Genomic DNA, 26533 nt, shown 5'->3' with positions numbered 1-26533 from the left:
TTCCCTAGCGCGGGCCACGCCCCATAGGCAAAGGCCCCCGCTCCGGGGGCATGGAGCGAGGGCCGACCAAGCGTTCGTCACGCGAGGGACCAGTCGGCGACCCGGTAACAGGGGGAAACCCAAGCCGGCACGACGGTCAGATGCGCTACTATCTCATGCTGCCTGAAGCCCGCATGAACAGTTGCGACTTTGATACCAATCACTTGCGCTTCTTGGGCTCGGCGTAGGTGAAGGTCGAGTCCGCCAGCGCGACATTGTAGCGCTGCCCGTCGAGCTTGACGGTGGTCTTCTTGTTCTGCGCGTCGATCGCGGTCCAGCCTTCGAGCATCAGCCCGCCGGGCGCCGAGGCATTGCGCGAGAAGGCGAGGAGCAGGGTCCCGAACTCGGGCCGGCGGGCGTCGCGGGCACGGACCAGAACGATGCCCGGATTGGCCTGCTTCTCGACCCGCGCGATGCGCGACAGGTTGGGCTGCGGCGACAGCAGCACCGCAAGCGGCGACTTGGCGATCGGCCAGGACGACTTCTGGCCGACCTCATAGTCGAGGAAGGTGAGGTTCCGGCCGTCGCCGACCAGCAGCATGTTGGCACCCGCGCCATATTGGAAGCGGATCTTGCCCGGCCGCTTGAGGCTCAGCATGCCCGACTGGCTGCGACCCCGACCGTCGGTCTGGGTGAAGCGCGCGGTCATCGACGAGGTCGCCGACAGGCTCTGCTCGACCTGGCGGAGCGGGTCGGCGGGCTGGGCGATCGCGGCCGGGGCGGCGAGGGCGACGATGGCGACGGGCGCGAGCAGGTGCGCCGGGAAACGGAGGAGGGACATGGTTGCTCCTGTGATGATGTTTGGCAGATTGCCTAGGCCTTGCGCCTTGAATGCCCTCTGAACTTCCCGGTTCCCCGCCATTCAGCTGCCGAAGCGCTCGGCGAGCGCCAGCAGGGCGAGCGCGGCCTCGGCCGCGGCGCCGCCCTTGTCGAGCTCGGCGGGGTCGGCACGGACCAGGGCCTGCGCCTCATTCTCGACGGTGAGGATGCCGTTGCCGACGGCCAGACCGGCGAGGGTCAGGTCCATGATCCCGCGCGCGCTCTCGTTCGAGACCACCTCGAAATGATAGGTCTCCCCGCGGATGATGACGCCAAGCGCTACATAGGCGTGGAATGCCTCACTCTCGGCCGCCGCGGCGATCGCGCCGGGGATTTCCAGCGCGCCGGGCACGGTGAGTGTCTCGTGCGTGTGGCCCGCCTTCTCGATGGCGGCGCGGGCGCCCGCGAGGAGCAGGTCATTGAGGTGCGCGTAGAAGCGGGCCTCGACGATCAGGACATGCGCCATCGGTTCAGCCCTCCTGCCCGATGCAGCGTTCCTCGACGATCGCGAGGCCGTAACCGCTGAGCCCGACGGGCGAATGGCGCGTATTCGACAACAATATCATGTCGTGAACGCCAAGCGCGGCGAGGATCTGCGCGCCGATCCCGTAGCTGCGCAGCGTCTCGCCTTCCTCGACCTCCTTGCCAGAGCGGCGGTCGGCCGAGCGCGAGAGCGAACCGGGGCTCGCGGCATGGAGCGCGACGACGACGCCCGACCCTTGCGCCTCGATCATCCGCATCGCGCCGGCAAGCAGGCCGGTCCGCTCGCCCGGCTCGCCAAGCACATCGGCGAAGAGGTCGAGACTGTGCATCCGGACCATCACCGGCTGTTCCGGGTCGAGCGGCCCGAGCACCAGCGCGAGCTGCTCGGAGCCGGTCGCCTTGTCGCGGAACACCTGGGCCTGCCACTCGACGCCCGAGGGGCTGGTGAAGGGCGAGGCGGCCACCCGCTCGACCAGGTGGTCGCGGCGCAGGCGGTAGGCGATGAGGTCGCGGATCGTACCGATCTTGAGGCCATGGCTGCGCGCGAAATCGACGAGGTCGTCGAGCCGCGCCATGGTCCCGTCCTCGCGCATGATCTCGCAGATGACGCCGGAAGGGTTGAGTCCGGCGAGGCGCGAGACGTCGACCGCGGCCTCGGTGTGGCCGGCGCGGACCAGCACGCCGCCCGGGCGCGCGACCAGCGGGAAGACGTGGCCGGGCGAGACGATGTCTTCGGCGCCGTTGGCGGCATCGATGGCGACCGCGATGGTGCGGGCCCGGTCGGCGGCGCTGATTCCGGTCGAAACGCCCGTGCGCGCCTCGATCGACACGGTGAAGGCGGTTTCGTGGCGGGTGCCGTTGGTGCGGCTCATCGGCGGCAGGCCGAGCTGGTCGACGCGCTCCTTGGTCAGCGCGAGGCAGATGAGCCCGCGCCCGTGGCGGGCCATGAAGTTGATCGCGTCGGGGGTCGCCATCTGCGCCGGGATGACGAGATCGCCCTCATTCTCGCGGTCGTCGTCGTCGACGAGGATGAACATCCGCCCGTTGCGGGCTTCGTCGATGATCGCCTCGGGGCCGACGAGCACCTCGGTGGTGCCGCGCTGGAGAAGTTTCTCGAGCCGGAGCAGCGTGTCGGCGGTCGGGTTCCAGTCTGGCGAGCCGAGCTTGCGCAAGGAGTTGGGATGTAGCCCCGCCGCGCGGGCCAGGCCGGACCGGCTGATCTCGCCGGTTTCGATGATCGCGTTGAGGCGATCCATGAGGGTGGTCGACATGATTGCCGCCTATCACATCACGATGTGACGATCCAGCCCAAGAGATGGCCCTGTAATGTGATCAGGCCGAAGCGGTCATCCGCTTAAGGTAGCGCGCCAGCACATCGATCTCGACATTTAGCCGCCGTCCGACCGCCAGCGTATCGAACGTCGTATGCTGCCAGGTGTGCGGAATGATGTTGACGCTGAAATGGGTCGCGTCGGCATGGTCGACCACTTCGTTGACCGTCAGCGAAACGCCGTCGAGCGTCACCGAGCCCTTGGGTGCGAGCATCGGCCCGAGCTCGCGCGGGACGGCCAGGCCGACCTTGGTCGAATCGCCCTCGGGGCAGAGGCCGATGACGTCGGCAAGGCCGTCGACATGACCGGTGACGAGGTGCCCGCCAAGCTCGTCGCCGAGGCGAAGCGCGCGCTCGAGATTGAGCTTGCCGCCCTCGACCCACAGACCCGGCGCGGTGCGCGCCACCGTCTCGGCACTGAGGTCGACCGCGAACCAGTCGGACCCCTTGTCGACCACGGTCAGGCAGGCCCCCGAGCAGGCGATCGACGCACCGAGCGCGACTCCGCCCATGTCGTAGCCGCAGCCGATGACGAGGCGCAGGTCGCCGCGCTGTTCGGCGGTGCGGACGGTGCCGATGTCGGTGATGATGCCCGTGAACATGGTTCAGCCTTCCCGGACGCGCTCGTAGACTTCGAGACGGTCGATGCCAAGCGAGCGGCCGTCGCGCGCCACCCAGCGCCCATGCGCGTCGCCGATCGCGTCGAGCCCGATATAGCCGACGCTCTGCCGGCCTTCGCCGATGATGATGGGCGCGCGATAGAGGAGGATCCGATCGACGAGGTCGGCGGCGAGGAAGGCGGTGGCGGTCGCCGAGCCGCCCTCCACGAGCAGGTCGTTGACGTCATGAAGTCGGAAGACGTCCTCTGGTGCGCGCAGCATCTCCCAGCCCGCGACAGCCTCGCCGCGGCTGAGCAGGGCCCGTCGGGGGGAGCGTTCCTCGAGTCCGGGAAGTCGGACGTCGAGGCGCGGCGAATCGGCCTGGAGCGTCCCGCGACCGACCAGGATCATGTCGTGATGCGCGCGCTCGAGATGAACGTGGGCGCGGGCATCCTCGCCGGTGATCCACTTCGATTCGCCCGAGGGCAGCGCAATCTTGCCGTCGATCGACAGCGCGAGCTTTAACGTGATCCGCGGCCGGCCGAGCTTCTGGCGAAGCAGCCAACCGGCCATGCTTTCGCGGGACTCTTCGGCGCCGGTGCCGAGCTCGACCGCGACTCCCGCCGCGCGCAGCCGGGCCAGGCCCTCGCCATGGGTGCGGGGATCGGGATCTTCGAGCGCGGCGATCACCCGCGCTATGCCCGACTCGAGGATCAGGTCGGTGCAGGCCGGGCCGCGCTGGCTCCGGTGGTTGCAGGGCTCGAGCGTGGTGACGAGGGTCGCGCCCCGCGCGCGCTCGCCGGCTTCGGCCAGGGCTATCGCCTCGGCATGGGGGCGCCCCCCAGGCGCGGTGGCGCCGCGCGCGATGATCGCGCCATCGGCCCCGACGATCACGCAGCCGACATTGGGATTGGGCGCGGTGGTGCCCTGCGCCGCCGAGCCGAGGCGGACCGCCTCGGCCATCCACCCGGCCTCAGTTCTCGATGCCGAGCTTATTGGCGATCTCCTGGAACTGCTCCTGGCGGGCCTTCGCTCGCTCCTCGCGCTTCTTCTGGTCCTTGATCTGGTCGGCCTTGATGTCGGTGTCGGTGCGATCGGCCGAATAGCTCTCGACATAGGTGATGGTCGGCGGGGGCGCCGTATTCACTCGCGCGTCGAGAAAGAAGATGACGAGGATGAAGGCGGTGAAGCCGAGGCTGAGCGCGACCGCGAGCCCATGTTCCCGTCCGCGACGCGACACGAAGGCCTTGAAGTCGCGATACGCCGCCTTGGGACTGTGCATGGGGGGAAGCACGGGCATGCGCCGCATGTAGGATGGCGGGGGCCGAACGGCAAACGCCCGGCCCCTCGCGCCTTACTCCTCGAGCTGGAAGCGAAGCGTGATCACCATGCTGGTCGCGACCGCGCGGCCATCCTCGGTCGCGGGCCGGTAGCGCCAGAAGCGGAGCAGGTGGCTGCGGGCGGCGGCGAGGAAGTCGGGATCGGCCGCCCCGATCGGCTCCACGGCGGTCACCCGGCCGCGCTCGTCGATCGACAGGCGCAGGCGAAGCGCGGCCTCCTCTTCCGACCGCCGCTTCGAATCGGGATAGGGTGGGCGCACGAGGTCGGCCGGGGTGATCGCCCGCGCCGCGACCTTGACCGGCATCACCGGGGGCGGATCGGGCTGCGCGGGCGGACCGATCGGCTTATCGAGGATCGGGCCGAGATCGGGCGGATCGAGAGTGGTCGGTCCGGCGGCGAACTCCGGTCCCGGGATCGGAAGCGGCGTGATCGGCGGAAAGCGGTCGATGCTGGACTGATGCGCGGGCTGCTGTTCCTGCGATCGTTGCTCGACCGGCTTGGGCGGAGTTGGGGGCGGCGGCAGCGGGATGTCGATGATCTTGGTCGGTCCGCCGCGCGGAACGATGTCGATGTCCATCTTGGCCGCGGCGACCATCGCCAAAGCGACGGCGTGGACACCCACGATGACAAGTAGGGTCGAGGGGCTGAGCTGGCGCGGAGTCCGGCGGTGGGTGGCGTAGGCAAGCATGAACGCACCTCCTCTGTTCCGAGTCGAGGAGATGATGTTACATCATCACATGGTCGGCGCAAGAGTCGTAGTCGGATGCGGTTTGGGGGAGGGTGATCAGGCCCCTGCGGCGGCGGCGAGGCGCGCGATCACGCGCTCCTTGCCGAGCAGCGCGACCAGCGGCGCCATTTCGGGTCCGCTGTCCCGTGCCGTGAGCGCAAGGCGCAATGGATGGAACAGCGCCTTGCCCTTGCGCCCCGATCGCTCCTTGAGCGTGGTCGTCAGCGCCTTCCACGGCTCGCCGTGCCAGTCGATCTCGGCCGCGGCGGCAGCGGCGGCGGCGAGAAAATCACGGTCCTCGTCGGCGGCCAATGGTGCCCCCAGTCCATCCTCGACCACCGTGCGCCACGCCTCGATCTCCGCCATCCGCGACAAGGCCGTACGCAGGGCCAGCCAGCGCGGCTCGTCCACCCAGGCGGGCAAGTGCGTACGCGCCTCGGCGAAGCTCATGGCGTGAAGCAGGCGGGCGTTGAGCTGCGCGACCTCGGCCATGTCGAAATGGGCCGGGGCCCGGCCGAAATGGGCGAAGTCGAAGGTCGCTGCCAGCGTATCGAGCGATGCGACCGGCTCGACCGGCTGGCTCGTCCCCAGCCGCGCGAGCAGCGACAGCAAGGCCATCGGCTCGAGCCCCTCTTCCTGCATCGCGCCCACGCCGACCGCGCCGAGCCGCTTGGAGAGCTTGCCCTCGGCGGCGACCAGCAGGGCCTCGTGGGCCAGCGCCGGTGTTCCCGCGCCGAGCGCCGCGAACATCTGAAGCTGCACCGCGCTGTTCGACACATGGTCCTCACCGCGCACGATGTGGGTGATGCCAAGGTCGATGTCGTCGATCACGCTCGGCAGCAGGTAGAGCCAGCTTCCGTCGGCGCGGCGGATGACGGGGTCGGACAGGAGCCTGGGATCGAACTTCTGCTCGCCGCGAATGAGGTCGGTCCAGGCGATCGGCTCGTCGTGGTCGAGCCGGAAGCGCCAGTGCGGCGCGCGCCCCTCGACCGGCGCATTCTCGCCTTCGGGCCGCTCGTAGATCGGCGGCAGGCCCCGCCCGAGCAGGATCTTGCGGCGCAGGTCGAGTTCTTCGGGCGTCTCGTAGCAGGCATAAACCCGGCCCGCCGCCCGCAGCCGCTCGAATTCGCGCTCGTAAAGGGCGAAGCGGTCGGACTGGCGGACCGCCGCGTCGGGCTCGAGCCCCAGCCAGGCGAGGTCGGCATGGATCTGCGCCTCGGCCTCAGCGGTCGAGCGCTCGCGGTCGGTATCGTCGACCCGCAGCAGGAAACGCCCGCCATGCTGCCGCGCGAACAGGAAATTGTGCAGCGCCGTGCGGATATTGCCGACATGGAGCCGGCCAGTCGGGGACGGGGCAAAGCGGGTGACGACGGTCATGCGCCGGTCCGGAAGGCGTTGGTGATCGGGTAGCGGCGGTCGCGGCCGAAGTTGCGGCCCCCGAGCTTGACCCCCGGGGGCGCCTGGCGCCGCTTGTATTCGGCGCGCAGCAGCAGCTTTTCCATCTCGGCGACGAGCGCGCGCGGTTCCCCGGTCTCGGCGCAGACCTCGCTGACCGACAGCTCGCGATCGACCAGCCCGTGGAGGATGGGGTCGAGCCGGTCGTAGGGCGGCAGGCTGTCCTCGTCCTTCTGTTCGGCGCGCAGCTCGGCCGAGGGCGGCTTGGTGATGACCGCGTCGGGCATGACCTTGCCAGCCGGGCCGAGCAGCCCCTCGGGCCGGTTCTCGTTGCGCCAGCGCGAGAGCGCGAAGACGGTGGTCTTGTAGGCGTCCTTGAGCACCGAATAGCCGCCCGCCATGTCGCCGTAGAGCGTGGCGTAGCCGACGCTCATCTCGCTCTTGTTGCCGGTGGTGAGCACCATGTGCCCGAACTTGTTCGACAGGGCCATGAGCGTCACCATCCGCAGCCGCGCCTGAATATTCTCCTCGGCGAGGTCGGGCTTGCGGCCCGCGAAGGCGTCGCGAAGCATGTCGTCGAGCGCGGAGACCGCCGGCTTGATCGGAATGACGTCATGACGGATGCCGAGCAGCCGCGCGCTCTCGGCGGCATCGCTTTTGCTGGTGTCGGCGGTGAAGACCGAGGGCATCATCACCCCCCACACCTTGTCGGGCCCGAGCGCATCCACCGCGACCGCTGCCGACAACGCCGAATCGATCCCGCCCGACAGGCCCAGAAGCACGCCCGGGAAACCGTTGCGCTGCACATAATCACGAAGCGCGACGACCATTGCGCGATAGATGTCCTCGGGATGCGGCGCGAGGGTCGCCCGTTCGCGCGTCTCGCAGCGCCAGCGCCCGTCGGCGCCGCGCGCCCACTCGGTCAGCAGCAGCTGCTCGTCCCAGTCGCGCATCTGCACGACCAGCTCACCGTCCCCGTTGAAGACCATCGAACTGCCGTCGAAGGCGAGCTCGTCCTGGCCGCCGACGCGGTTGAGATAGGCGAGCGGGAGGCCGGTCTGGGTGGCGCGGCCGCCGAACAGTTTCTGACGCAGCTCGTCCTTGTCGATCTCGAACGGGCTGCCATTTGGACTGAGCAGGATCTCCGCGCCTTCATGGGCCAGGTGCATCGGCACGTCGTCGAGCCACAAATCCTCGCAGATCGGGAAGCCGATCTTCACCCCCTTGAAGGTGAAGACCTCGGGCAGCGGGCCCGACGCGAAGATGCGCTTCTCGTCGAAGGTCCCGTAATTGGGGAGCTCGCGCTTTCGCGTGACGAACAGTTCGCGGCCTTCGTCGGCGAGGATGACGACATTATAGGCCTTGCCCTCGACCACCCGGATCGAGCCGAAGGCCAGGGCCGGTCCGGGTTCGCTGGTCGCGGCGACCAGTCGGCCTGCGGCCGCCTCGGTCTCGCGCAGGAAGGCGGGCTTCAGCACGAGGTCCTCGGGCGGGTAGCCGGTGAGCTGCAGCTCGGGGACCAGCAGCAGGTCCGCCCCGCTCGCCCGGCGGCGAACGATTAGGATCGCCTCGGCATTGCCGGCAAGGTCGCCGACCCGCTGGTTCATCTGGGCAAGGGCAATGGTGAGACGATCCGTCATGATCGCGGTGTCCTAGCGGCAGACGGGCTTTCGTCCAACGCATGCGCTCGCTAGGGAGGGCTCATCATCTCCCGGGGACAGGCGACACGATGAAACTTCTGGCCGGCAATTCCAACGCGCCGCTCGCCAGGGCGATCAGCGACTATCTCGAGCTTCCGCTGACCGAGGCCAGCGTCCGTCGCTTCGCCGACGAGGAGATCTTCGTCGAAATCCACGAGAATGTCCGCGGCGAGGACGTCTTCCTGATCCAGTCGACCAGCTATCCCGCCAACGATAATTTGATGGAGCTGCTGATCTGCGTCGATGCGCTGCGCCGCGCCTCGGCCAAGCGCATCACCGCCGTCATCCCCTATTTCGGTTATGCCCGGCAGGACCGGAAGCCCGGGCCGCGCACCCCCATTTCGGCCAAGCTGGTGGCCAACCTCATTACAACCGCCGGCGCCAACCGCGTCCTGTCGGTCGACCTTCACGCCGGGCAGATCCAGGGCTTCTTCGACATTCCCACCGACAATCTGTTCGGTGCCCCGGTGATGAGCGCGGACATCCAGGCGCGCTTCGGCGATCATCCGATCACCGTGGTCTCGCCCGACGTTGGCGGCGTGGTGCGCGCCCGCAGCCTTGCCAAGCGCCTCGCCAATGCCCCGCTGGCGATCGTCGACAAGCGCCGCGAGAAGGCGGGCGAATCGGAAGTGATGAACATCATCGGCGACGTCGAGGGGCGCTTCTGCATCCTCATCGACGACATCGTCGATTCGGCCGGGACCCTCTGCAACGCCGCGGCGGCGCTCAAGGCGCAAGGGGCGATCGGGGTGGTCGCCTATGTCACCCATGGCGTGCTCTCGGGCGGGGCGGCGGCGCGGGTGGCGGCAAGCGAGCTCACCGAGCTCGTCGTCACCGACAGCATCTATGCGGGCGAGGTCGACCTTCCGGGGACCAAGATCCGGCGCCTGACCATCGCGCCGCTGCTCGCCGAAGCGATCCGCCGGATCGCCGACGAATCGAGCGTCTCGAGCCTGTTCGACTGAGGTCTAGGGCGTCGCGGTGGCGACCGCGGCGGTACGGACCCGCGGGGCGCTATTGGCCGCGACCCCATAAGTTCGATGCCGGCCATGCACCCAGGCCCGGCCGGCACCGAAACTCGCCGCGGGCTCGAAGCCCGTGCGCTGGTCGGCCGGGACGGGCGTATCGCCCTGCTCCTCGAGCAACCACCAGCGCCCGCGCGCCTTGGCCACCAGCATGACATAGTCGCCGCGCACCTTGTCGCGGCCCATCATCAGGTAGAAGTCGTTGCGCGGATAGCCGAGCTCACGCAGCGCCTGGAATTTGAGGATCGCGCGGTCGTCATCGTCACCGACACCCGACGAAAGCGTCTCCGCCGCGCTCGCCCAGTAGGTGCGCGCACCATATTGGGTGGCATCCGAACGCCAGCCCACGCGATGGTCGACCGTGGACTGGAGATAGCGGAGCTGCCCGAGGGCATCGAGACCCCGTGCCGGCCCGATCAGCGCGGCAAGCGCGCCGTTCGAGCGGGTGTCGTTCATCACCTTGTGCCACTTGTCGGCCCAGCGGCCCTGTGGTCCGGGGATGGCGACGGTGCCGAAGAGATTGGGACGGGTGGGCGCAGTCACCACCACATCCTCGTCGGCCGGGTCGGCGGCAGCGGCGGGCGCCAGCGCGAGCAGCGTCGCTGCAGCCGAGCCGGCAAGTAACCGCATCACTTTCAGGTATCGCATCCACGCTCCTGTTCCGTCCGAGCCCGAAGGCGAACGGAAGGAGGTCATGGCTGTTCCGACGTGAGAAGAGCGTGGTTAACGGCAGCGAGAGAACAATCGTCGAAATGTTTCCCGGATGCGACGAACTGAGTATTGCAACTATTGCGTTACTGACGAAGGTTAATCCGGCTGTACCGTCTTTTGGCGGTAGTCCTTGGAAATCTGCGATTTCCGGCAGGCCGCGAGTCGCGGACCTCAGGGATTCGCGGCCAGCAGGCCCGCGGCGAAGTAAAGCAGGATTGCGATCGGTCCGGTGACGAGCACGGCGAGAATGATCGCGAGGCGGACCAGCAGCGGATCGGTGCCGGTATAATCGGCAAGTCCAGCGGCGACACCCATCAGCTTGGCATCCTGCTTGTTGAGGACGAAACGGCGTTCCATGGTTGAGACCCTCTCGTAGGTGATCAGGCGACCGGCAGCGGGCCGACGGCGGCGCTGACGAACAGCAAGGCGGTGATGAAGGCGCCGGCCATCGAGACGGCGACGTGGCGGAAGTCCTGGGTTCGGGTCATGGTCATTCTCCTGTTCGACCGGCGGGATGCCGATGCGAGGCTTGATGCATCGCCCGTGCCAGTTTCCGAAGGTGTCGCCTTTTCAATGGCTTGGATCCCGAGCACCGGCGACGGGCCGAGCATCCGGAAAGCGATGTTGGGAAATTCCACCAACCTTGGCCACGCCGCCGCCAAATCCCCAATGCCGCGTTAACCAAAGTCGCCAGCAAAGCGGCAAGGGCTGAGGGTTAATGCCGTCCTTACCGCGATCGGGGCCTCCTGCTTCCGATCGCTCGGTGTGGGGACTGAACAACTATGAAGAAGATCCTTGTTGCTACGGCCGCCATGGCCGCCATCGCCGTGGCCACCCCGGCTGCGGCCCAGTCGGCGACCGGCGCCAATCCCAAGGCGAACGCCAATGCGCGCCTGATCAAGCCGCTCACCCTGACCGCGGTGCGCGACCTCAATTTCGGCACGATCGTGCTCGGCACACTCACCGCCAACGAGACCGTCAGCATCAACGGCGCCGGCGTCGTGACCTGCGGCGGCGGCGTCAATCTGACCTGCACGGGCTCGCCGACCTCGGCCAATTACAAGGTCACCGGCACGCAGGGCCAGACGGTCCTGATCTCGTCGGCCGCGGCCAGCTTCCCGCTGTCGGGCAGCAACGGCGGCACTCTCAACCTCGTGCCCAGCTTCCCGGCTTCGCTCGTGCTCGGCAATTCGGGCGCTCCGGGGAACAGCTTCGACGTCGGCGGTTCGGTGGTCATCACCAGCACCACGCCCGATGGCGTCTATTCGGGCCAGATCGACATCCAGGTGGCCTACCAATAAGCCATCGCAGCTTGGTCTCGACCAGAGGCGAGGGGCGGCCCGGCGACGGATCGCCCCTTTTCTTTACCGGCGACGGTGGCGCCCATGGTTAGCGCTTCGTCAACCATTGGCTGCGAGAAAGCTCCGAAATGGCGGCAATCGGGCCGCCGTGGGGAGCCGTTGAGACCATGAACCTGACCGCCCGTTTCGCCCTGCGCACCGCCCTCCTTGCCCCGCTGCTCGCACTCGCACCGGCGGCGCAGGCCGGGGTCGGGGATCTGCTGGTCGCACCGACCCGGATCATCCTCAACGGCGGCAAGGGCACCGAGATCATCCTCAACAACATCGGTGACGACACCGCCATCTACCGCATCTCGGTCGAACTGAAGCGCATGAAGGAGGATGGCAGCTTCGAGGAGGTCACTACGCCCAACGCCGGAGAGGCGGCCGCGCGCGACATGATCATCTATGCGCCGCGCCGGGTCACCCTGCCGCCCAAGCAGCCGCAGACCATCCGCATCGCCGCCCGCGCGCCGGCCGGGCTGCCCGACGGCGAATATCGCGTCCACATGCTGTTCCGGGCGGTCCCGCCGGCCCAGCCGCCGGTCCAGACCCCGGCCGACTTCAAGGGCATCGGCTTCGCGCTGACCCCGGTCTACGGCGTCACCATCCCCGTCATCGTCCGCCTCGGCAACCTCTCGGCCACCGCCGGGATCGCCAAGGTCGGCAAGGTGCAGGTCGGGGGCAAGCCCGCGATCGCGATGGAGCTGACCCGCACCGGCTCGCGCTCCACCTTCGGCGAAATCCGGGTCATCAAGGCAGGCGTCAAGGAGCCGATCGCCCTCCAGCGGGGCATCGCCGTCTACACCGAGCTCAACCGCCGCGAAGTCACCGTCCCGGTCGACGAAAAGCTCGCCGCCGAGGCCACTGGCCCGGTGACCGTGCAATATGTCGAGAATGTCGACGGCGTGGTGACCACGCTCGCCGAGACCAGCGCGGTCCTGCGCTAGGAACGGGGCGGGGCCCGGGCGACAAAGCGATGCTTCGGCGCTGGTTTCGACTGCCTCTCAGCCTGGTGGCGGCGGCCGGGCTCGGCATCGCCGCGCCGGCGAGCCAGCCCGATTCCGCGCCGGCGTGGACCGCCGATCCCGACAGCCAGTATCTGCTCGACCTCCAGGTCCGCCAGCGTGCGATCGGGGACGGCGTCCGTGCCTATCCCGTCGCGGGCGGCACCTGCGTCATCCTCGGCGACCTCGTCACCGCGCTCGACCTGCCGATCAGGATCGACCTCGCCGCGCGGCGCGCCTCGGGCTGGGCCTTTACCGAGAAGAATCGTCTCACCATCGACCGCGTCGCCGGTCGCGTCAGCTTCGGCACTGGCACGGAGGCGATCCCCGCCGGCGCCATTCAGGACGCGCCCGAGGGCTGGTGCGTCGAGACCGCGGCGCTGTCGCGCTGGCTCGGCCTCACCGTCCAGCCCCGCACCGACGCCTCGCTCCTGCTGCTCGAGAGCAAGACCAAGCTTCCGGTCGAGCTCGCGGCCGAGCGCCGCGACCGTGCGGCGCATCTCAGCAAGGCCAGCTTCGACATCGCCAAGCTGCCACGCGTGCGCCTGCCCTACCGGATGTGGCGCACCCCCAGCGTCGACGTCATGATGGACGCCGGCCTCACTTATTCCGCAGCGAGCGGGACCCGGATCGATCACCGCGCCAGCATCCTTGCGGCGGGCGAAGCGCTGCAGATGAGCTACGAGGCGCGGGTCGGCACCGATCGCAAGGGCCTTCCCACCAATCTTCGGTTCCGCGCCTATCGCTCCGACCCCGATGGCGGCCTGCTCGGCCCGCTCAAGGCGACGCATGTCGCGGTGGGCGACGTCGAGGGACTTGGCTCGCCGATCGCCGCCGCAGCCGGTGCCGGGCGCGGCGCGGTGGTCACCAACCGGCCCCTGTTCAAGTCGGTGGCCTTCGACCGCACGCAGTTCAGCGGCGAGCTCCCGCCGGGCTGGGACGCCGAACTCTATCGCAACGGCGAGCTCGTCGCTTTCGCCTCGGCGGGCTCCGACGGCCGCTACCGCTTCGACGACGTCGCCTTGAGCTATGGCGACAATCGCTTCGAGATCATCACTTACGGCCCGCAGGGGCAGGTGAAGAGCCGGATCGAAACGGTCGCGGTCGGCCAGGACGCGGTGCCGCCCGGACAAACCTATTATTGGGCCGGGGTCGTCGATCCCGGCCGAGACCTGTTCGATTTCCGCCACAGCCGCGCCCCGCCCAGCAGCGAAAGCGGCTGGCGCGCCGCCGCCTCATTGGAACATGGCCTCGACCAGCGCACGTCGGTCGCGGCGCTCGTCCAGACGCTGAGTGTCAACGACCAGCGCGTTACCTATGTCGAGGGCGCGGTTCGCCGCTCGATCGGACCGGCGGTGGTCGAGCTCGCCGCCGCCCGTGACGACCAGGGCGGAATGGCCTTCCGCGGCCAGGCGCTGGCCCGGGTCGGCGGCACCAGCCTCGCCTGGAGCAGCTTCATCAGTCGCGACTTCGCGGCCCGCCCCGACGGGCTCGGGGCGACCGCCGAGCATCGCCTGAGCGCCGACACCGCGCTCAAGCTGAGCCCGCGCTTCACCTTGCCGCTGCACGGCGATGTCCGCCTGTCCGAGCGCCGCGATGGCAGCAGCACGATCGAGGCGAGCGGGCGCACCAGCATCATGCTTAGCCGCTTCAACCTCGCCACGCTCGTCCGCTGGCGCGAGGAACGTCCGGGCGGCGGGCAGAAATCGTGGCAGGAAGCCGAGGCGGGCCTGATCGCCAGCGGGCGGATCGGCCCCGTCCGCCTGCGTGGCACCACCGAATTCGAAATTTCGCCGAACAAGCGGCTGCGGCGCGCCGAAATCTCGGGCTACTGGAGTCCGGGCGGCAATGCCGACTGGGAAGGCGCGCTCGCCTACGAGCAGCGCGACCACCGCCTGCGGGCGCGATTGACCCATGTCCGCCGCTTCGACCAGCTGGCGATCGCCGGAACCCTCGAGGCCGCCAGCGACGGTTCGGTCGCCGCCGGGCTCAACCTCACCTTCTCGCTCGACCGCGGTCCCGGTGGGTGGCGCTTCAGTCGTCAGTCGCTCGCCGGCACGGGTAGCGTGCGCGCCCAGGTCTTCCGCGACACCAACGGCAACGGCTTGCGCGACGGTGACGAGAAGGTCGAGGAGGGCGCCCTGCTGACGGCGGGGCTGCGCCCCGCGGACAAGCCCACCGGAAAGGACGGCTGGGCATCGGTCGGCGGGCTCGACAATTATCGCCCGGTGGCGATCGGCGTCGACGCGAGCTCGCTCAGCGATCCCAATCTCGTCCCGACCAAGGCCGCGCAGGTGATCGTGCCGCGCCCGGGCGTGTCGGCCGAGTTGCTGATCCCGCTGACGGGGGGCGGCGCGATCGAGGGGGTGCTGCTCAAGGATGGCGGCGGCTCGTTCGAGGGCCTCGATCTCGAACTGGTCGACGCCAAGGGCGCGGTCGTGGGGACGGCCCGCAGCGACTATGACGGTTATTTCCTGTTCGAGCGGGTACCGCCGGGGACCTACCAGCTTCGGCTCAATGCGATGAGCCAGAGCGCGGCCCATGCCATCACCGGACTGATCAAGGCCGATCTCGAGCTCAGGCCCGAGCAGGCGATCCTGCGTTTGGGGTCCCTGGTGGTGAAGGCGGCGCCGAAGCTCGCCGTTAACCACGAAGTCGTCTCAGGCGACTTGGCCTCGGCCAACTGACCGAGGCTTTCCATTCAATCACTTCGTCCTGAAGTGGTGCGGTCGAGAAGACTCGAACTTCCACGGCCTTTCGGCCACAGCGACCTCAACGCTGCGCGTCTACCAATTCCGCCACGACCGCATGAGATTGGCACTTCGGAAGATGAAGTGCCGTGGCAAGGCGCGTGCCTCTAGCAGCGGGTTTCGGGCAGCGCAACCGGGCTTGGAACGTTCCAATTCGGATCAAGAGTTACCGGCGCATTCACCTTTTGCGTCGTCAAACGTATGCTGCTGACAATGCTTGGACTCTTGCTCCTGCAGATCGCGGCCGGCGTGGCCGCGAAATCGGCGCCCGCCGAGGCGCGGGCAACCACTGTCGCCAGCGTCCGGATCGTGCGCGCCGCCGAAATCTGCGACGGCCGGACGAGCACGCCGCATCGCCGCCGGGTCGTCAGAGACGAAACCGGCGAGCGAAGAATTATCTTGGATTTCGAGTAGGTTAGGCGCCCACCGCAGCGCTGTCGCGACACAGCGGCGGACGCTGCTGCTGACCGAAGAAGACCTCGAGGCAGGCTGCCGCAGGCGGGATGTTGAGGTTGGCGCTGTTGAAGCTCGCGCTTCCGCCCGGTGCCAGCTTGGTCGCGGGCGGCGGGATGGTCCACTTGTAGACCACCTGCTGGCCGACACTGCGCAGCTGGGCATTGAGCGGCGGGACGACCTGCGTCTCGTCGGTCGGATTGATCACCATTCCGCTGACCTCGAGCAGCTGGTTGCCGCTGGCCAGCTCCTGACGGCTGTGCTGCTTGACCTGGACCAGGAGCGGCGTGTCGCCGCTCGCCTGGGCGAGGCCGAGGCGATTCTTGAATTCGGTCGGGGCGAGGAACCAGACCGCCGCCGCGACGAGCGCGATGAGCACCAGCAGCCCCGCGGCCACCATCGGCCAGCGACGCTTGCCCTCGTGGGCGTCGTCGTCACGATCGGCGAAGGGGCTGTAGAGGTCCTCGCTCTCGTTCCGCGCGGCGCGCAGCGGGTGCGACGAGCGCTCGGTCGTGGCGTCGGGCACTTCGGCCGGGACGACTTCCTCGGGATAGGGTTCGACCGCCGCGGCGGCATCGGCCGGCACGGCCTCGGCCGCGTCGGGGACGGGCTCCTCCAGCACCGGCTGGGAATGGTCCGCGAGCGGCGCGACCGGATCCTGGGGCTCGGCGACGTCGTCATGGACGACGGCTTCCTCGGCCACGGACTGCTCCACCGGCGCGTCGGCCATTTCGTCCACCGCGGCTTCGCGCGGCTGGAGGTCGTCGTGGCCCTGTTCGGGGATGGTCTGCGCGGGCTCGGCGATGATCGCGTCGCCGACCGCCTCCCCGGCAGCCTCGTCGGGATCCTGGTGCCAGCTATGCTTGCACTGGGCGCAGCGGACGGTGCGGCCGGCGGGCGGAATGGCCCCGTCCTTCACCACATAACGCGTCCCGCATGACGGGCAGGTCAGGATCATGGTCGGCCGCTTTCCCTTTGAACCGTCAACAAAGAGTGTGCGTAACCTTTTCGTGAATCCATTGGCAAGCTAGAGCAGACGCGAAACGCGTTTAGAGGGGGCGAGACTGGCGGCGCTGGCCGAGTTCGACGGGGTGGGGCTGCGCTACGGCACCGGTGCGGAAGTGCTGGCCGGCCTCGATTTTCGTCTCGCGCCGGGGAGTTTCTACTTCCTGACCGGGCCGTCGGGCGCCGGCAAGACGTCACTGTTGAAGCTGCTCTACCTCGCCCAGCGGCCGACGCGCGGCCGGCTGCGCCTGTTCGGCGAGGACCTCAGCGAGGCGCCGCGCTCGGCCCTGCCCGAATTCCGGCGCCGGATCGGGGTCGTCTTCCAGGATTTCCGGCTGGTCCGACATCTTTCGGCCTTCGACAATGTCGCGCTGCCGCTGCGGATCGCCGGGCAGAGCGACCGCGAGATCGAGGGACCGGTGCGCGAGATGCTGGCCTGGGTCGGGCTCGCCGACCGTGCCAGCGCGCGTCCGCCGACGCTCTCGGGCGGCGAGCAGCAACGCGTCGCCATCGCCCGTGCCGTCATCGCCCGGCCCGAGCTGCTCGTTGCCGACGAGCCGACCGGCAATGTCGACGCGGCGATGGCCGACCGGCTCATCCACCTGTTCGAGGCCCTGAACCGCCTCGGCACCACCGTGGTTGTCGCGACCCACGACCTGTCGCTGATCGCGCGGGTTCCGGGAGCGCGGCTGATGCGGCTCGAGAACGGGCAGCTCGCCGATCCCACGGGCGAGCTGCGGCACCCTCCGACCAATCTTGCCGCCGAGGCCGGCCGATGATGGCTTGGCTTCTCCCTCCGCCGGCGATGCGCCGGCTGCTGCCCGACCAGCGGCGGCGACCGGCGCCGTGGATCGTCGGGCTGATGACGTTCGTCAGCCTGGTGGTCGGCGCGGCCGGGGCGAGCGTGCTCGGGGCGGTGGTCGAGCTGCGCGACGAAGCTGCCGGGCGCTGGTCGCTGCAGGTCACCGGAACCTCGGCCGAGGCCGCGCGCGCCGAGCAGCTGCTTCGCGCCGCGTCCCAGGTCTCGGCCGTCGAGCGGGTGCCTGACAAGGAGCTCCGCCAGACCTTGCGCCAATGGCTCGGGCCCGCCGCCGACACCCTCGACCTCCCGCTTCCGGCGCTCGCCGACGTGACGCTTCGGCCCGGGGCAGATGGCGCGGCACTGGCGGCGCGCCTCGAGCGGCAGGTCGCAAGCGCCCGCCTCACCCCCTATGCCGCCGAACTCAAGCCGCTGCTCGCCACGCTCGGGAGCCTTGCGATCTTGGCCATTGGCTTGCTGGTCGTGCTCGCCATCGCGCTTGCCGCCGCGGTGACGCTGGCCGCGCGGGCGACGCTTGACGCCAATCGCGCCACCCTCGACGTGCTGCACGGGATCGGCGCGACCGACCGGCAATTGCTCGGCCTCGTCCAGCGCCGGATCGCGCTCGACGCGCTCATGGGCAGCGTCGCCGGCGCGCTCGCAGCGGTGGTCGTGGTGGCGCTGGCCCTGCTCCCGGCGCGGGGGCTGCTCCCGGGTTGGCAGGCTTCGGCGCCGCTCGGGCTCGGCGAACTGGTGCTGCTGGTCCTGCTCCCGCTGGCCCAGGCGCTGCTTGCGACACTGGTCGCCCGGCGCGCGCTCCAGCATGCCCTGGCCGAAGTGCCATGACGATCCGTCTCTCGGCGCTCCTGCTGCTGCTCTATGCGCTCGGCTTCGTGCTGTTCGGCGTCTCGCTCGACAAGCCCGCGGGGGCCGAGCGGACCGACGCCATCGTCGTGCTGACCGGTGGCAAGGGCCGGCTCGAGCGCGGCATGGCCGTCCTCAAGCAGGGCCGCGCCAAGCGGTTGCTGGTGGCTGGCGCCGACCCCAGCGTCACCCGCGCCGACCTCGCCCGCCGCCTCGGGCCGGGCACGCTCAGCACGTTGCGCTGCTGCGTCGACCTCGGCTCGGAATCGGTGGACACCCGCAGCAATGCCGAGGAAGCGCGGCGCTGGATGCGGCGGCGTGGCTACACGTCCCTGCGGCTGGTGACGAGCGACTGGCACATGCGGCGCGCGGCTTATGAATTCCACCAGGACCTGCCCGACGCGCGGATCGTGATCGACGCCGTGGAAACCCACCCCAGCCTCTTCACGCTGTTCGCCGAATATAACAAATATCTGCTCCGGCGCGCCGCGCTGTGGCTCGACATCTGAGGAACCATCCCGTGCTCGCCTTGCGCTCGGCGCTTTATTTCCTGCTATTCTACCCCGGTACGGTGGTCTATTGCGTGGCAACGCTTGCCGTCGCCCCCTTCGGCAGCGGCCCGGTCCAGCGGGTGGTCCACGGCTGGGCCGATTTCCACCACTGGCTGGTGACCCGCCTGCTCCGGATCCGCTTCGTGATCGAGGGCGAGATGCCGGCGGGGCCCTATCTGGTCGCGGTCAAGCACCAGGCGATGGTCGAGACGATCGAGGTGCTGCGCCTCGTCGACACGCCTGTCGTCGTGATGAAGCAGCAATATGTGAAGACCCCACTGCTGGGTCCGGTGATGCGGCGCTATGGCGTCATCGGGGTCGATCGCGAGGCCGGGGCGAGCGCGCTGCGCGAGATGATGCAACGCGGCAAGCAGGCCATCGCCGACGGCCGCCCGGTGGTGATCTTTCCCGAAGGCACGCGCGTCCCCGTCGGCGAGGCGCCCGAATTGCGGCCGGGCTTCGCGGGCCTCTACCGCGCGCTCGGCCTCCCGGTCGTGCCGGTCGCGCACGACAGCGGGCGGCTCTGGCCCAAGGGCTTCATCAAGCGGCCGGGCGTGATCAACGTCCGGATCGGCGAGGTCATTCCCGCCGGGCTCAAGCGCGACGCGATCGAGACCCGCGTCCACGCCGCGATCAACGACCTCCGGCTCTAGGCCCGGAGCCGCGCCCCCAGCTTATTCGCGGCGGCCACCACCTTGTCCGACAAGGCATTGAGGTCGGCCTCGGTCAGCGTCCGTTCGGTCGGCTGTAGCGTCACCTCGAGCGCGAGGCTCAGCTCGCCCTCCTGCGGCTGGTAGCGGTCGAACAGGCGGACGTCGCTGATCAGCGCCTTGTCGGCCCCGCGGACGGCACGGACGAGATCGCCCGCGGCCAGCCCCTCGGGCACGAGAAAGGCGAAGTCGCGCGTCACCGGCTGCAGCAGCGGGGGGGTGAAGGCCGCGCGCGCCCGGCCCTTGTCGCGTGCCGCGGGAATCGCATCGAGCGCCAGTTCGGCGACCTGCGTCCCGACCGGGAGATCATAGTCCTTGGCCAGCGTCGGATGAAGCTCGCCGAAGCGCGCCAGTTCGGCCTTGCCGAGCCGGAGCGTCGCCGACCGGCCCGGGTGGAAGCTCTCGCCAGCCCCCGCGGCCAGCTGGAGATTCGAGACCGGGGCTCCGGCCTCGCCCAAAAGCGCCACGACTGCCGCCTTGACGTCAAACGGGGTGAAACCGCGCGCCTTGCCGCTTTGCCAGTCGCGGCCGCTCGCCTCGCCGGCGAGGATGATACCCAGCGTCGGGCGTTCGCCGTCCTGCAGATAGCGGCGGCCAAGCTCGAACAAGCGGACGCTGGTCGCGCCGCGCGCGAGGTTGCGGCCCGCGGCCCGGGCGAGCCCAGGCAGGAGCGACCCGCGCATCACCTTCATGTCCTCGCTGATCGGATTGGCGAGCCGGTGGGGGGCGCCGCCGAACGCCGCGGCATCGGCCTCGGAGATGAAGCTCCAAGTCACCGCCTCGTGCAGCCCGCGCGCGGCCGCCGCGCGGCGGACCCGCCGCTCGAGCCGCTGGCCCGGGAGCGCGATCGCCTTGGCGACACCCGGCAGGCGCGGCAGCGGGGTCGAGGGAATCCGGTCGAGCCCGGCGAGGCGCGCGATTTCCTCGACGAGGTCGGCCTCGCCGTCGATGTCGGGCCGCCAGCCAGGAACGCGCCAGCCGCCATCGGCCTGTTCGAAACCGAGCGCGGTCAGGATCGCCTCCTGCTCCGATGCCGGAAGGTCGAGCCCGGCAAGGCTCGCCACCCGCTCGGGGCGGAGGGGCACCGCGCGCGGCGCGACGACCTCGGCCCAGCGGGCGGTGGTGGCAAGGGTGACCTCGCTCGCCTCGCCGCCGCACAGCTTGAGGATCATCGCCGTCGCGGCGTCGGTCATCTCGAGCAGGGTCTCGGGGTCGACCCCGCGTTCGAACCGGGCGCGGGCGTCGGTGTTGACCTGGTGGCGCTGCCCGGTGCGGGCGATGCCGACGGGATCGAACCAAGCGCATTCGAGCAGCACGTCGGTCGTGCCCTCGGACACGCCGGTGCTGTCCCCGCCGATCACCCCGCCAAGGCCGAGCACATGGCCTTCATCGGCGATCACGCAGTCCTCGGCCGAGACGGCATAGTCCTTGTCGTTGAGCGCGAGGAACTGCTCGCCGGCCCGGCCGCGGCGGGCGGTGATCCCGCCCTGAAGCTTCGCCGCGTCATAGACGTGGAGAGGACGGGCTGCCGCGAGGCTGAAGAAGTTGGTGATGTCGACCAGGGCCGAGATCGGGCGGAGGCCGACCGCGACCAGGCGGCGTTGCAGCCATTCCGGGCTCGGCCCGTTGCGGACGCCGCGGATCAGGCGGCCGGCAAAGGCCTCGCAGCCGCTGCCTTCCTCGACCCGGATTGCGACCGGGTTGGCGAACTTGCCCTCGAACGGGAGGACCGACCAGTCGCGCAGCGTGCCGAGCCCGGCGGCGGCGAGGTCGCGGGCGATGCCACGGACGCCGAAGCAGTCGGGCCGGTTGGGGGTGACTGCGATGTCGAACACCGGGTCTTCCAAGCCGGCGTAGGCGGCGAAGCTCTGGCCGACCGGTGCGTCGGCCGGCAGTTCGATGATCCCGTCATGGCCTTGGCCGAGTTCCAGCTCACGCTCCGAGCACATCATGCCGTTGGACTCGACGCCCCGGATGGCGGCAACCTTCAGCGTGAAGTCACTGCCCGGCACATAGGCACCTGGGGGGCCGAACACGCCCTTCATGCCCGCGCGGGCGTTGGGGGCCCCGCAGACGACCTGGAGCGGGCCGTTGCCGGCATCGACCTGGAGCACCTGCAGCTTGTCGGCCTGCGGGTGGCGCTCGGCGCTGAGCACCTCGGCGACCACGAAGGGCGCCAGCTTCTCGGCCGGGTTCTCGACTCCTTCGACTTCGAGGCCGACGCTGGTCAGCTTGTCGGCGATCTCCTGCACCGAGGCGTCGGTGTCGAGGTGATCCTTGAGCCAGGACAACGTGAACTTCATGCGCCCACTCCCGCGGAGAGAGTGGGTACGGCGAGCGCGCTGAACCCGTAATGGCGGAGCCAGCGGAGGTCGCCGTCGAAGAATTGGCGAAGGTCGCTCATCCCGTATTTGAGCATCGCCAGCCGATCGATCCCGGTGCCGAAGGCGAAGCCCTGCCATTCGTCGGGGTCGAGCCCGGCGGCGGCGATCACCTTGGGGTGGACCATGCCGCTGCCCAGCACTTCCATCCAGCCTTCCTGCCCGCCGACGACCCGCCGGCCATTCTCGGTCGACCAGCCGACATCGACCTCGGCCGAAGGCTCGGTAAAGGGGAAGTAGCTGGGACGCAGGCGGATGGCGATGTCGTCACGCTCGAAGAAGGCCTTGAGGAAGGTCTCCAATGTCCACTTGAGGTGCCCCATGGTGATGTTGCGGTCGATGACGATGCCTTCGACCTGGTGGAACATGGGCGTGTGGGTGGCGTCGCTGTCCGAGCGATAGACCCGGCCCGGTGCGATCACCCGCAGCGGCGCGCCCAGCCCCTGCATCGCGCGGATCTGCACCGGCGAGGTGTGGGTCCGCAGCACGCGCGTCTCGCCGCTCCCGTCGGGCTCGAGATAGAAGGTGTCGTGCATCGCCCGCGCCGGATGCGTCTCGGGCATGTTGAGCGCGGTGAAATTATACCAGTCGCTCTCGATCTCGGGGCCTTCCGCGACCGCGAAGCCGAGGTCGGCGAAGATCTCGGCAAGCTCGTCCATCACCTGGCTGACGGGATGGATCGAGCCGGTCGGAGTCTCGGCCGCGGGCAGCGAGAGGTCGACCCGCTCGGTCGCGAGCCTGGCGGCGAGTTCGGCGGCCTCGAGCGCCGCCTTGCGCGCCTCGATCGCCTCGGCGACCGCGCTGCGCTGGCCCTGGATCGCCGGACCCTGCGTCAGCCGTTCCTCGGGGCTCATCTGCCCGAGGGTCTTGAGGAGCGCGGTCACCCAGCCATTCTTGCCGAGCGCCGCCACGCGTTCGGCGTCGAGGGTGGCAAGGTCGGGCGCCGCGTTGATGCGGGAGAGGGTCGTATCGAGGTCGGCCATGGTCGGGCGCGTGTAGCGGCTGCCCTCCACGGTGCAAAGGTCAGGCGACGAAGGGATAGGGCGAGATGGTCTTGCGATGCTCGTGGACGGCGAGCTTCGCGCCGGCCGGCGGGGTCGCGCGATAGGCGCAGTCGAGCCGCGGGCAGATCTGGCAGGCGGGCCCGACCGGGGTCACCGGCGCATGCTCGAGGTCGATGCCCTGCGCGCAATGGAGCTTGTGAGCATACTCGATGCTGCACCCCAGGCCGATGGCGAGCAGCCCGCCCGACAGCTCGGTCTTGATCGGCCGCTCGATCGTCCGCGCGACGGTGAAATAGCGATGTCCGTCCGGCGTCTCGATCAACTGGGTGACGACCTGTCCCGCGGCCTGGAAGGCGGCATGGAGGTTCCAGCGCGGACACGTCCCACCGAAACGCGAAAAAGGGAAGCGCTCGCCGGCATAGCGCTTGGAGACATTTCCGGCGGGATCGATCCTGAGCATGAAGAAGGGGATCCCGCGCGCGCCCTGACGGCCCAAGGTGGTGAAGCGGTGCGCGACCTGCTCGACGTTGGCGCCGAACTCCGCGCACAGCCGGTCGATCGAATAATGATAAAGCTCGGCCGCGGCGAGGAACTTGCCATAGGGCATCATGATCGCGCCCGCCGCGTAATTGGCGAAGCTCATGTGGAGGAGGTGCCGGGTCCCGTTGTCGGGCGGCCGCGCGGCATCGAGCAGCCGGGCGATGATCGGGTGAAATTCGAGCAGCGACAGCTGGTAGGCGATTCCGAAGGTCTTGTTCTCGGGCCTGAGCAGCGAAGACAGCATCAGCAGCCGGCGCTGCGGGTCGAAGGCCTGGCTCGCGCCCTGGAGCTCCTCGGGGCTGACGACGCGGACCTCGACGCCATAGGCCTCCTTGAGGCGGCGGCGCAGCGGCTCGGCCACCGACAGGGGATCGCCGAGCGCGCCGCCGAGCGTCTCGGCGCCTTCCTCGAGTTCCGGGAAGTGATTGAAGCGCGCCTGGATGAAGTCGCGGACCCAGGTCTCCGGCGTGATCAGCGCGCGCTCGTCGCCATCGGCCCCCGCCTCGAGCGGGGCCAGCCGCCGCTCGCGCAGCGCGGTGTAAAGCCGGCTCACCCCCTCGGCGATCGCGGGGCTGTTGTCGCTGAGCTCGAGGATTTCCTGCCGCCCGATCTGGAGGTCGGCGAACATCGGATCGGCGAAGACCTCGGCCAGTTGCTCGGCCGAACCCTGCTCGCCGCTTTCGCTGGCGAACTGGCGGATATCGACCTCGAAGGCCTCGGCGAGGCGCAGCAGGATACCCGCGGTCACCGGCCGCTGGTTGCGCTCGAGGTGGTTGAGATAGCTGGGAGAAATGCCGAGCTCGGCGGCCATGGCGCTTTGCTGAAGCCCGCGCTCACGGCGCAACCTTTTCAATCGCGCACCGAGGAAAAGCTTCTTCGCCATCCCTGTGTTTTGTCACGAACTTCACAAACCGACAAGTCGCGCTTTGACAGGTCAGCCTTTTTCGTCGCTGCCTTTTCCTCCGCCTGATGTTTCATCGCCGTGACGGACGACAACGGCGCCGGTTTCCTCCCCCGGCGCCAACCAAAACGGAGAATATCATGGGTCAGCGTTATTGGGTCATCGGCGGCGAATATCGCGATTGCGCCTTCAACGAGATCGAACCCGGGACCGAGCGGGTCAGCGGCCCCTTCGGAGACGAACTCAAGGCGCGGATGGAATGGCAGCGCCTGACCTTCCGCGACAATTGCGCCGCCACCGAGCGCTACACCATCGCGATCGAGCCCCGGATGGGCCGCGCCTGACACCGATTTTCTCGTCCGCACCGTCGACGGGCGGTGCCAGTCAAAGGAAGCCTGCTTGACCTACCAGTCCGAAATCAATGCCGCTGCCCAGCTGATCGGCGGCAACGGAAGCCCGTGGTCGGGGATCGACGCCGAAGCGGTCGCGCGAATGCGGCTTCAGAACCGCTTCCAGCATGGTATCGACATCGCCCGCTACACTGCGGGCATCATGCGTCGCGACATGGCGGCCTATGACGCCGATCCGGCCGCCTACACCCAGTCGCTCGGCTGCTGGCACGGCTTCATCGCGCAGCAGAAGATGATCGCGGTGAAGAAACATTTCGGCACCACCAAGGGCCGTTACCTCTATCTGTCGGGCTGGATGATCGCCGCGCTGCGCAGCCAGTTCGGGCCGTTGCCGGACCAGTCGATGCACGAAAAGACCTCAGTCCCCGCGCTGATCGAGGAGATCTACACCTTCCTCCGCCAGGCCGACGCCCGCGAGCTCGGCCTCCTTTTCCGCGACCTCGACAAGGCGCGCGAGACGGGCAACGAGGTGGAGGAGAAGCGCCTCCTCAACGCGATCGACAATTTCGAGACGCATGTCGTCCCGATCATCGCCGACATCGACGCCGGCTTCGGCAATGCCGAGGCGACCTATCTCCTCGCCAAGAAGATGATCGAGGCGGGCGCCTGCGCGATCCAGATCGAGAACCAGGTCTCGGACGAGAAGCAGTGCGGCCACCAGGACGGCAAGGTCACCGTGCCCCACGAGGACTTCATCGCCAAGCTGCGCGCGGTCCGCTACGCCTTCCTCGAGCTCGGGGTCGACGACGGGATCATCGTCGCGCGCACCGACAGCCTCGGCGCGGGCCTGACCAAGCAGTTCGCGGTGAGCAAGGAGCCGGGCGACCTCGGCGACCAGTATAATGCCTTCCTCGACTGCGAGGATTTGGACGACATCGCCCAGGCCAATGGCGACGTGCTGATCAACTGCGACGGCAAGCTGCTGCGGCCCAAGCGCCTGCCTTCGGGACTCTACCAGTTCCGTGCCGGCACCGGCGAGGACCGCTGCGTGCTCGACTGCATCACCTCGCTCCAGAACGGCGCCGACCTCATCTGGATCGAGACCGAGAAGCCGCACATCGCCCAGATCGCGGGCATGGTCGACCGCATCCGCGAGGTCATTCCCAACGCCAAGCTCGCCTACAATAATTCACCGTCGTTCAACTGGACGCTCAACTTCCGCCAGCAGGTGTTCGATGCCTGGGAGAAGGAAGGACGCGACCTGTCGGCCTACGACCGGGCGAAGTTGATGAGCGTCGATTATGACGGCACCGAGCTTGGCCGCGAGGCCGACGAGCGGATCCGCACCTTCCAGCGCGACGCGGCGGCCCGCGCCGGCATCTTCCATCACCTGATCACGCTGCCGACCTATCACACCGCCGCGCTGTCGACCGACAATCTCGCCCGCGAATATTTCGGCGACGCGGGCATGCTCGGCTACGTCAAGAACGTGCAGCGCGAGGAGATCCGCCAGGGCATCGCCTGCGTGAAACATCAGAACATGTCGGGCTCCGACATCGGCGACGACCACAAGGAATATTTCGCCGGCGAGGCCGCGCTCAAGGCCGGCGGCATTCACAACACGATGAACCAGTTCGCGGCTTGAGCCGCTGCTGACGGTTCCCCAGCGAGACGGTCCGGGCTAGGCTCGGGCCGTCTCTTGTCGTCAC

27 protein-coding genes and 1 tRNA gene are annotated in these 26533 nt (G+C 68.8%); 12 read left to right on the top strand and 16 right to left on the bottom strand.

Going from position 1 to position 26533, the window contains the following annotated elements; all coding sequences use genetic code 11:
• Positions 1-199: 199 nt before the first annotated feature.
• From BS69_RS0109250 to BS69_RS0109210, 9 genes are all read right to left on the bottom strand, one after another.
• A complete protein-coding gene (locus BS69_RS0109250; RefSeq protein ID WP_029941666.1) occupies positions 200-820 on the bottom strand; it encodes a LolA family protein in 621 nt (206 codons plus the stop codon).
• An 81-nt stretch (positions 821-901) separates the two neighbouring features.
• The gene (gene ribH / locus BS69_RS0109245; protein ID WP_029941665.1) at positions 902-1324 is read right to left on the bottom strand and encodes a 6,7-dimethyl-8-ribityllumazine synthase; all 423 of its coding nucleotides are present in this window, start codon (positions 1322-1324) and stop codon (positions 902-904) included.
• A 4-nt stretch (positions 1325-1328) separates the two neighbouring features.
• Positions 1329-2612 (bottom strand): 3,4-dihydroxy-2-butanone-4-phosphate synthase, encoded by a 1284-nt coding sequence (gene ribB, locus BS69_RS0109240; protein ID WP_029941664.1) that lies wholly within the window; start codon positions 2610-2612, stop codon positions 1329-1331.
• A 61-nt stretch (positions 2613-2673) separates the two neighbouring features.
• A complete protein-coding gene (locus BS69_RS0109235; protein WP_029941663.1) occupies positions 2674-3273 on the bottom strand; it encodes a riboflavin synthase in 600 nt (199 codons plus the stop codon).
• Positions 3274-3276: 3 nt separating this feature from the next.
• Entirely contained in the window at positions 3277-4233 is a 957-nt protein-coding gene (ribD, locus tag BS69_RS0109230; RefSeq protein ID WP_029941662.1) for a bifunctional diaminohydroxyphosphoribosylaminopyrimidine deaminase/5-amino-6-(5-phosphoribosylamino)uracil reductase RibD, read from the bottom strand.
• A 10-nt stretch (positions 4234-4243) separates the two neighbouring features.
• A complete protein-coding gene (locus BS69_RS0109225; RefSeq protein WP_029941661.1) occupies positions 4244-4570 on the bottom strand; it encodes a hypothetical protein in 327 nt (108 codons plus the stop codon).
• Positions 4571-4624: 54 nt separating this feature from the next.
• Positions 4625-5299: an energy transducer TonB gene (locus BS69_RS0109220; protein ID WP_029941660.1), complete on the bottom strand. Its 675-nt coding sequence runs from the start codon at positions 5297-5299 to the stop codon at positions 4625-4627.
• 96 nt (positions 5300-5395) lie between these two features.
• Entirely contained in the window at positions 5396-6715 is a 1320-nt protein-coding gene (gltX, locus tag BS69_RS0109215; protein ID WP_029941659.1) for a glutamate--tRNA ligase, read from the bottom strand.
• A complete protein-coding gene (locus BS69_RS0109210) occupies positions 6712-8373 on the bottom strand; it encodes an NAD+ synthase (RefSeq protein ID WP_029941658.1) in 1662 nt (553 codons plus the stop codon). The genes gltX and BS69_RS0109210 overlap by 4 nt, the downstream gene beginning before the upstream one ends.
• An 89-nt stretch (positions 8374-8462) precedes the next feature.
• Here BS69_RS0109210 and BS69_RS0109205 point away from each other — a divergent pair, with 89 nt between their 5' ends.
• Positions 8463-9398: a ribose-phosphate pyrophosphokinase gene (locus BS69_RS0109205; protein ID WP_029941657.1), complete on the top strand. Its 936-nt coding sequence runs from the start codon at positions 8463-8465 to the stop codon at positions 9396-9398.
• Between the two features lie 3 nt (positions 9399-9401).
• On the opposite strand, the gene BS69_RS0109200 is transcribed toward BS69_RS0109205, so the two are convergent.
• Positions 9402-10106 carry a transglutaminase-like domain-containing protein gene (locus tag BS69_RS0109200; protein ID WP_029941656.1) on the bottom strand — a complete coding sequence of 235 codons (705 nt, stop codon included), beginning with the start codon at positions 10104-10106 and terminating at the stop codon, positions 9402-9404.
• 234 nt (positions 10107-10340) lie between these two features.
• Positions 10341-10526: a PspC domain-containing protein gene (locus BS69_RS0109195; RefSeq protein ID WP_029941655.1), complete on the bottom strand. Its 186-nt coding sequence runs from the start codon at positions 10524-10526 to the stop codon at positions 10341-10343.
• A 129-nt stretch (positions 10527-10655) separates the two neighbouring features.
• On the opposite strand from BS69_RS0109195, the gene BS69_RS14295 reads away from it, so the two are divergent.
• The 4 genes from BS69_RS14295 (at position 10656) to BS69_RS0109175 (ending at position 15203) form a co-directional block, all read left to right on the top strand.
• The gene (locus BS69_RS14295; RefSeq protein ID WP_156956984.1) at positions 10656-10850 is read left to right on the top strand and encodes a hypothetical protein; all 195 of its coding nucleotides are present in this window, start codon (positions 10656-10658) and stop codon (positions 10848-10850) included.
• A 101-nt stretch (positions 10851-10951) separates the two neighbouring features.
• Entirely contained in the window at positions 10952-11470 is a 519-nt protein-coding gene (locus BS69_RS0109185; protein ID WP_029941654.1) for a DUF4402 domain-containing protein, read from the top strand.
• 167 nt (positions 11471-11637) lie between these two features.
• On the top strand, positions 11638-12459 hold the full coding sequence (locus tag BS69_RS0109180; RefSeq protein WP_029941653.1) for a fimbrial biogenesis chaperone: 822 nt from the start codon (positions 11638-11640) through the stop codon (positions 12457-12459).
• A gap of 29 nt (positions 12460-12488) precedes the next feature.
• The gene (locus tag BS69_RS0109175) at positions 12489-15203 is read left to right on the top strand and encodes an MSCRAMM family protein (RefSeq protein WP_156956983.1); all 2715 of its coding nucleotides are present in this window, start codon (positions 12489-12491) and stop codon (positions 15201-15203) included.
• Between the two features lie 34 nt (positions 15204-15237).
• Here BS69_RS0109175 and BS69_RS0109170 read toward each other — a convergent pair.
• A tRNA-Leu gene (locus tag BS69_RS0109170) sits at positions 15238-15324 on the bottom strand.
• A 143-nt stretch (positions 15325-15467) separates the two neighbouring features.
• On the opposite strand from BS69_RS0109170, the gene BS69_RS0109165 reads away from it, so the two are divergent.
• The gene (locus tag BS69_RS0109165; RefSeq protein WP_029941651.1) at positions 15468-15680 is read left to right on the top strand and encodes a hypothetical protein; all 213 of its coding nucleotides are present in this window, start codon (positions 15468-15470) and stop codon (positions 15678-15680) included.
• A 1-nt stretch (position 15681) separates the two neighbouring features.
• Here the strand turns inward: BS69_RS0109165 and BS69_RS14480 are convergent, their stop codons facing one another.
• Positions 15682-16677: a zinc-ribbon domain-containing protein gene (locus tag BS69_RS14480; RefSeq protein ID WP_037504452.1), complete on the bottom strand. Its 996-nt coding sequence runs from the start codon at positions 16675-16677 to the stop codon at positions 15682-15684.
• A gap of 106 nt (positions 16678-16783) precedes the next feature.
• Between BS69_RS14480 and ftsE the strand changes: the two genes are divergently transcribed.
• The 4 genes from ftsE to BS69_RS0109140 are packed head-to-tail and all read left to right on the top strand — an operon-like array spanning position 16784 to position 19591.
• On the top strand, positions 16784-17503 hold the full coding sequence (gene ftsE / locus BS69_RS0109155) for a cell division ATP-binding protein FtsE (protein ID WP_029941650.1): 720 nt from the start codon (positions 16784-16786) through the stop codon (positions 17501-17503).
• Positions 17503-18369 carry a cell division FtsX domain-containing protein gene (locus tag BS69_RS0109150; protein ID WP_029941649.1) on the top strand — a complete coding sequence of 289 codons (867 nt, stop codon included), beginning with the start codon at positions 17503-17505 and terminating at the stop codon, positions 18367-18369. Before ftsE ends, BS69_RS0109150 begins: the two co-directional genes overlap by 1 nt.
• Positions 18366-18896: a YdcF family protein gene (locus tag BS69_RS0109145; RefSeq protein WP_029941648.1), complete on the top strand. Its 531-nt coding sequence runs from the start codon at positions 18366-18368 to the stop codon at positions 18894-18896. Before BS69_RS0109150 ends, BS69_RS0109145 begins: the two co-directional genes overlap by 4 nt.
• Positions 18897-18907: 11 nt before the next feature.
• Positions 18908-19591, top strand: coding sequence for a lysophospholipid acyltransferase family protein (locus tag BS69_RS0109140; protein WP_029941647.1), 684 nt, complete (start codon positions 18908-18910; stop codon positions 19589-19591).
• On the opposite strand, the gene pheT is transcribed toward BS69_RS0109140, so the two are convergent.
• Genes pheT through BS69_RS0109125 form a run of 3 tightly spaced genes read right to left on the bottom strand, consistent with a single transcriptional unit; the run spans position 19588 to position 24456 of the window.
• A complete protein-coding gene (pheT, locus tag BS69_RS0109135; RefSeq protein WP_029941646.1) occupies positions 19588-21951 on the bottom strand; it encodes a phenylalanine--tRNA ligase subunit beta in 2364 nt (787 codons plus the stop codon). The two genes, BS69_RS0109140 and pheT, sit on opposite strands and share 4 nt — an antisense overlap.
• Positions 21948-23012 (bottom strand): phenylalanine--tRNA ligase subunit alpha, encoded by a 1065-nt coding sequence (pheS, locus tag BS69_RS0109130; protein WP_029941645.1) that lies wholly within the window; start codon positions 23010-23012, stop codon positions 21948-21950. Before pheS ends, pheT begins: the two co-directional genes overlap by 4 nt.
• A 40-nt stretch (positions 23013-23052) precedes the next feature.
• Positions 23053-24456 (bottom strand): helix-turn-helix domain-containing protein, encoded by a 1404-nt coding sequence (locus tag BS69_RS0109125; protein WP_029941644.1) that lies wholly within the window; start codon positions 24454-24456, stop codon positions 23053-23055.
• Between the two features lie 158 nt (positions 24457-24614).
• On the opposite strand from BS69_RS0109125, the gene BS69_RS0109120 reads away from it, so the two are divergent.
• Both BS69_RS0109120 and BS69_RS0109115 read left to right on the top strand, forming a co-directional pair.
• Entirely contained in the window at positions 24615-24818 is a 204-nt protein-coding gene (locus BS69_RS0109120; protein ID WP_051676661.1) for a DUF4170 domain-containing protein, read from the top strand.
• Positions 24819-24873: 55 nt separating this feature from the next.
• Complete coding sequence (locus tag BS69_RS0109115) at positions 24874-26469, top strand: isocitrate lyase (RefSeq protein WP_029941642.1); 1596 nt, start codon at positions 24874-24876, stop codon at positions 26467-26469.
• Positions 26470-26533: the final 64 nt, after the last annotated feature.

It is taken from the genome of Sphingomonas astaxanthinifaciens DSM 22298, assembly GCF_000711715.1.
GTDB lineage: Bacteria > Pseudomonadota > Alphaproteobacteria > Sphingomonadales > Sphingomonadaceae > Sphingomicrobium > Sphingomicrobium astaxanthinifaciens_A.
The sequence above is the reverse complement of the archived record's forward strand: the minus strand, read 5'-3'. Positions and strand labels throughout refer to the sequence as shown.

Coding starts and splice junctions, on each gene's coding strand:
- BS69_RS0109250 (WP_029941666.1), bottom strand. CDS start 820: ATGTCCCTCCTCCGTTTCCCGGCGCACCTGCTCGCGCCCGTCGCCATC.
- ribH (WP_029941665.1), bottom strand. CDS start 1,324: ATGGCGCATGTCCTGATCGTCGAGGCCCGCTTCTACGCGCACCTCAAT.
- ribB (WP_029941664.1), bottom strand. CDS start 2,612: ATGTCGACCACCCTCATGGATCGCCTCAACGCGATCATCGAAACCGGC.
- BS69_RS0109235 (WP_029941663.1), bottom strand. CDS start 3,273: ATGTTCACGGGCATCATCACCGACATCGGCACCGTCCGCACCGCCGAA.
- ribD (WP_029941662.1), bottom strand. CDS start 4,233: ATGGCCGAGGCGGTCCGCCTCGGCTCGGCGGCGCAGGGCACCACCGCG.
- BS69_RS0109225 (WP_029941661.1), bottom strand. CDS start 4,570: ATGCCCGTGCTTCCCCCCATGCACAGTCCCAAGGCGGCGTATCGCGAC.
- BS69_RS0109220 (WP_029941660.1), bottom strand. CDS start 5,299: ATGCTTGCCTACGCCACCCACCGCCGGACTCCGCGCCAGCTCAGCCCC.
- gltX (WP_029941659.1), bottom strand. CDS start 6,715: ATGACCGTCGTCACCCGCTTTGCCCCGTCCCCGACTGGCCGGCTCCAT.
- BS69_RS0109210 (WP_029941658.1), bottom strand. CDS start 8,373: ATGACGGATCGTCTCACCATTGCCCTTGCCCAGATGAACCAGCGGGTC.
- BS69_RS0109205 (WP_029941657.1), top strand. CDS start 8,463: ATGAAACTTCTGGCCGGCAATTCCAACGCGCCGCTCGCCAGGGCGATC.
- BS69_RS0109200 (WP_029941656.1), bottom strand. CDS start 10,106: ATGCGATACCTGAAAGTGATGCGGTTACTTGCCGGCTCGGCTGCAGCG.
- BS69_RS0109195 (WP_029941655.1), bottom strand. CDS start 10,526: ATGGAACGCCGTTTCGTCCTCAACAAGCAGGATGCCAAGCTGATGGGT.
- BS69_RS14295 (WP_156956984.1), top strand. CDS start 10,656: ATGGTCATTCTCCTGTTCGACCGGCGGGATGCCGATGCGAGGCTTGAT.
- BS69_RS0109185 (WP_029941654.1), top strand. CDS start 10,952: ATGAAGAAGATCCTTGTTGCTACGGCCGCCATGGCCGCCATCGCCGTG.
- BS69_RS0109180 (WP_029941653.1), top strand. CDS start 11,638: ATGAACCTGACCGCCCGTTTCGCCCTGCGCACCGCCCTCCTTGCCCCG.
- BS69_RS0109175 (WP_156956983.1), top strand. CDS start 12,489: ATGCTTCGGCGCTGGTTTCGACTGCCTCTCAGCCTGGTGGCGGCGGCC.
- BS69_RS0109165 (WP_029941651.1), top strand. CDS start 15,468: ATGCTGCTGACAATGCTTGGACTCTTGCTCCTGCAGATCGCGGCCGGC.
- BS69_RS14480 (WP_037504452.1), bottom strand. CDS start 16,677: ATGATCCTGACCTGCCCGTCATGCGGGACGCGTTATGTGGTGAAGGAC.
- BS69_RS0109150 (WP_029941649.1), top strand. CDS start 17,503: ATGGCTTGGCTTCTCCCTCCGCCGGCGATGCGCCGGCTGCTGCCCGAC.
- BS69_RS0109145 (WP_029941648.1), top strand. CDS start 18,366: ATGACGATCCGTCTCTCGGCGCTCCTGCTGCTGCTCTATGCGCTCGGC.
- pheT (WP_029941646.1), bottom strand. CDS start 21,951: ATGAAGTTCACGTTGTCCTGGCTCAAGGATCACCTCGACACCGACGCC.
- pheS (WP_029941645.1), bottom strand. CDS start 23,012: ATGGCCGACCTCGATACGACCCTCTCCCGCATCAACGCGGCGCCCGAC.
- BS69_RS0109125 (WP_029941644.1), bottom strand. CDS start 24,456: ATGGCGAAGAAGCTTTTCCTCGGTGCGCGATTGAAAAGGTTGCGCCGT.
- BS69_RS0109120 (WP_051676661.1), top strand. CDS start 24,615: ATGGGTCAGCGTTATTGGGTCATCGGCGGCGAATATCGCGATTGCGCC.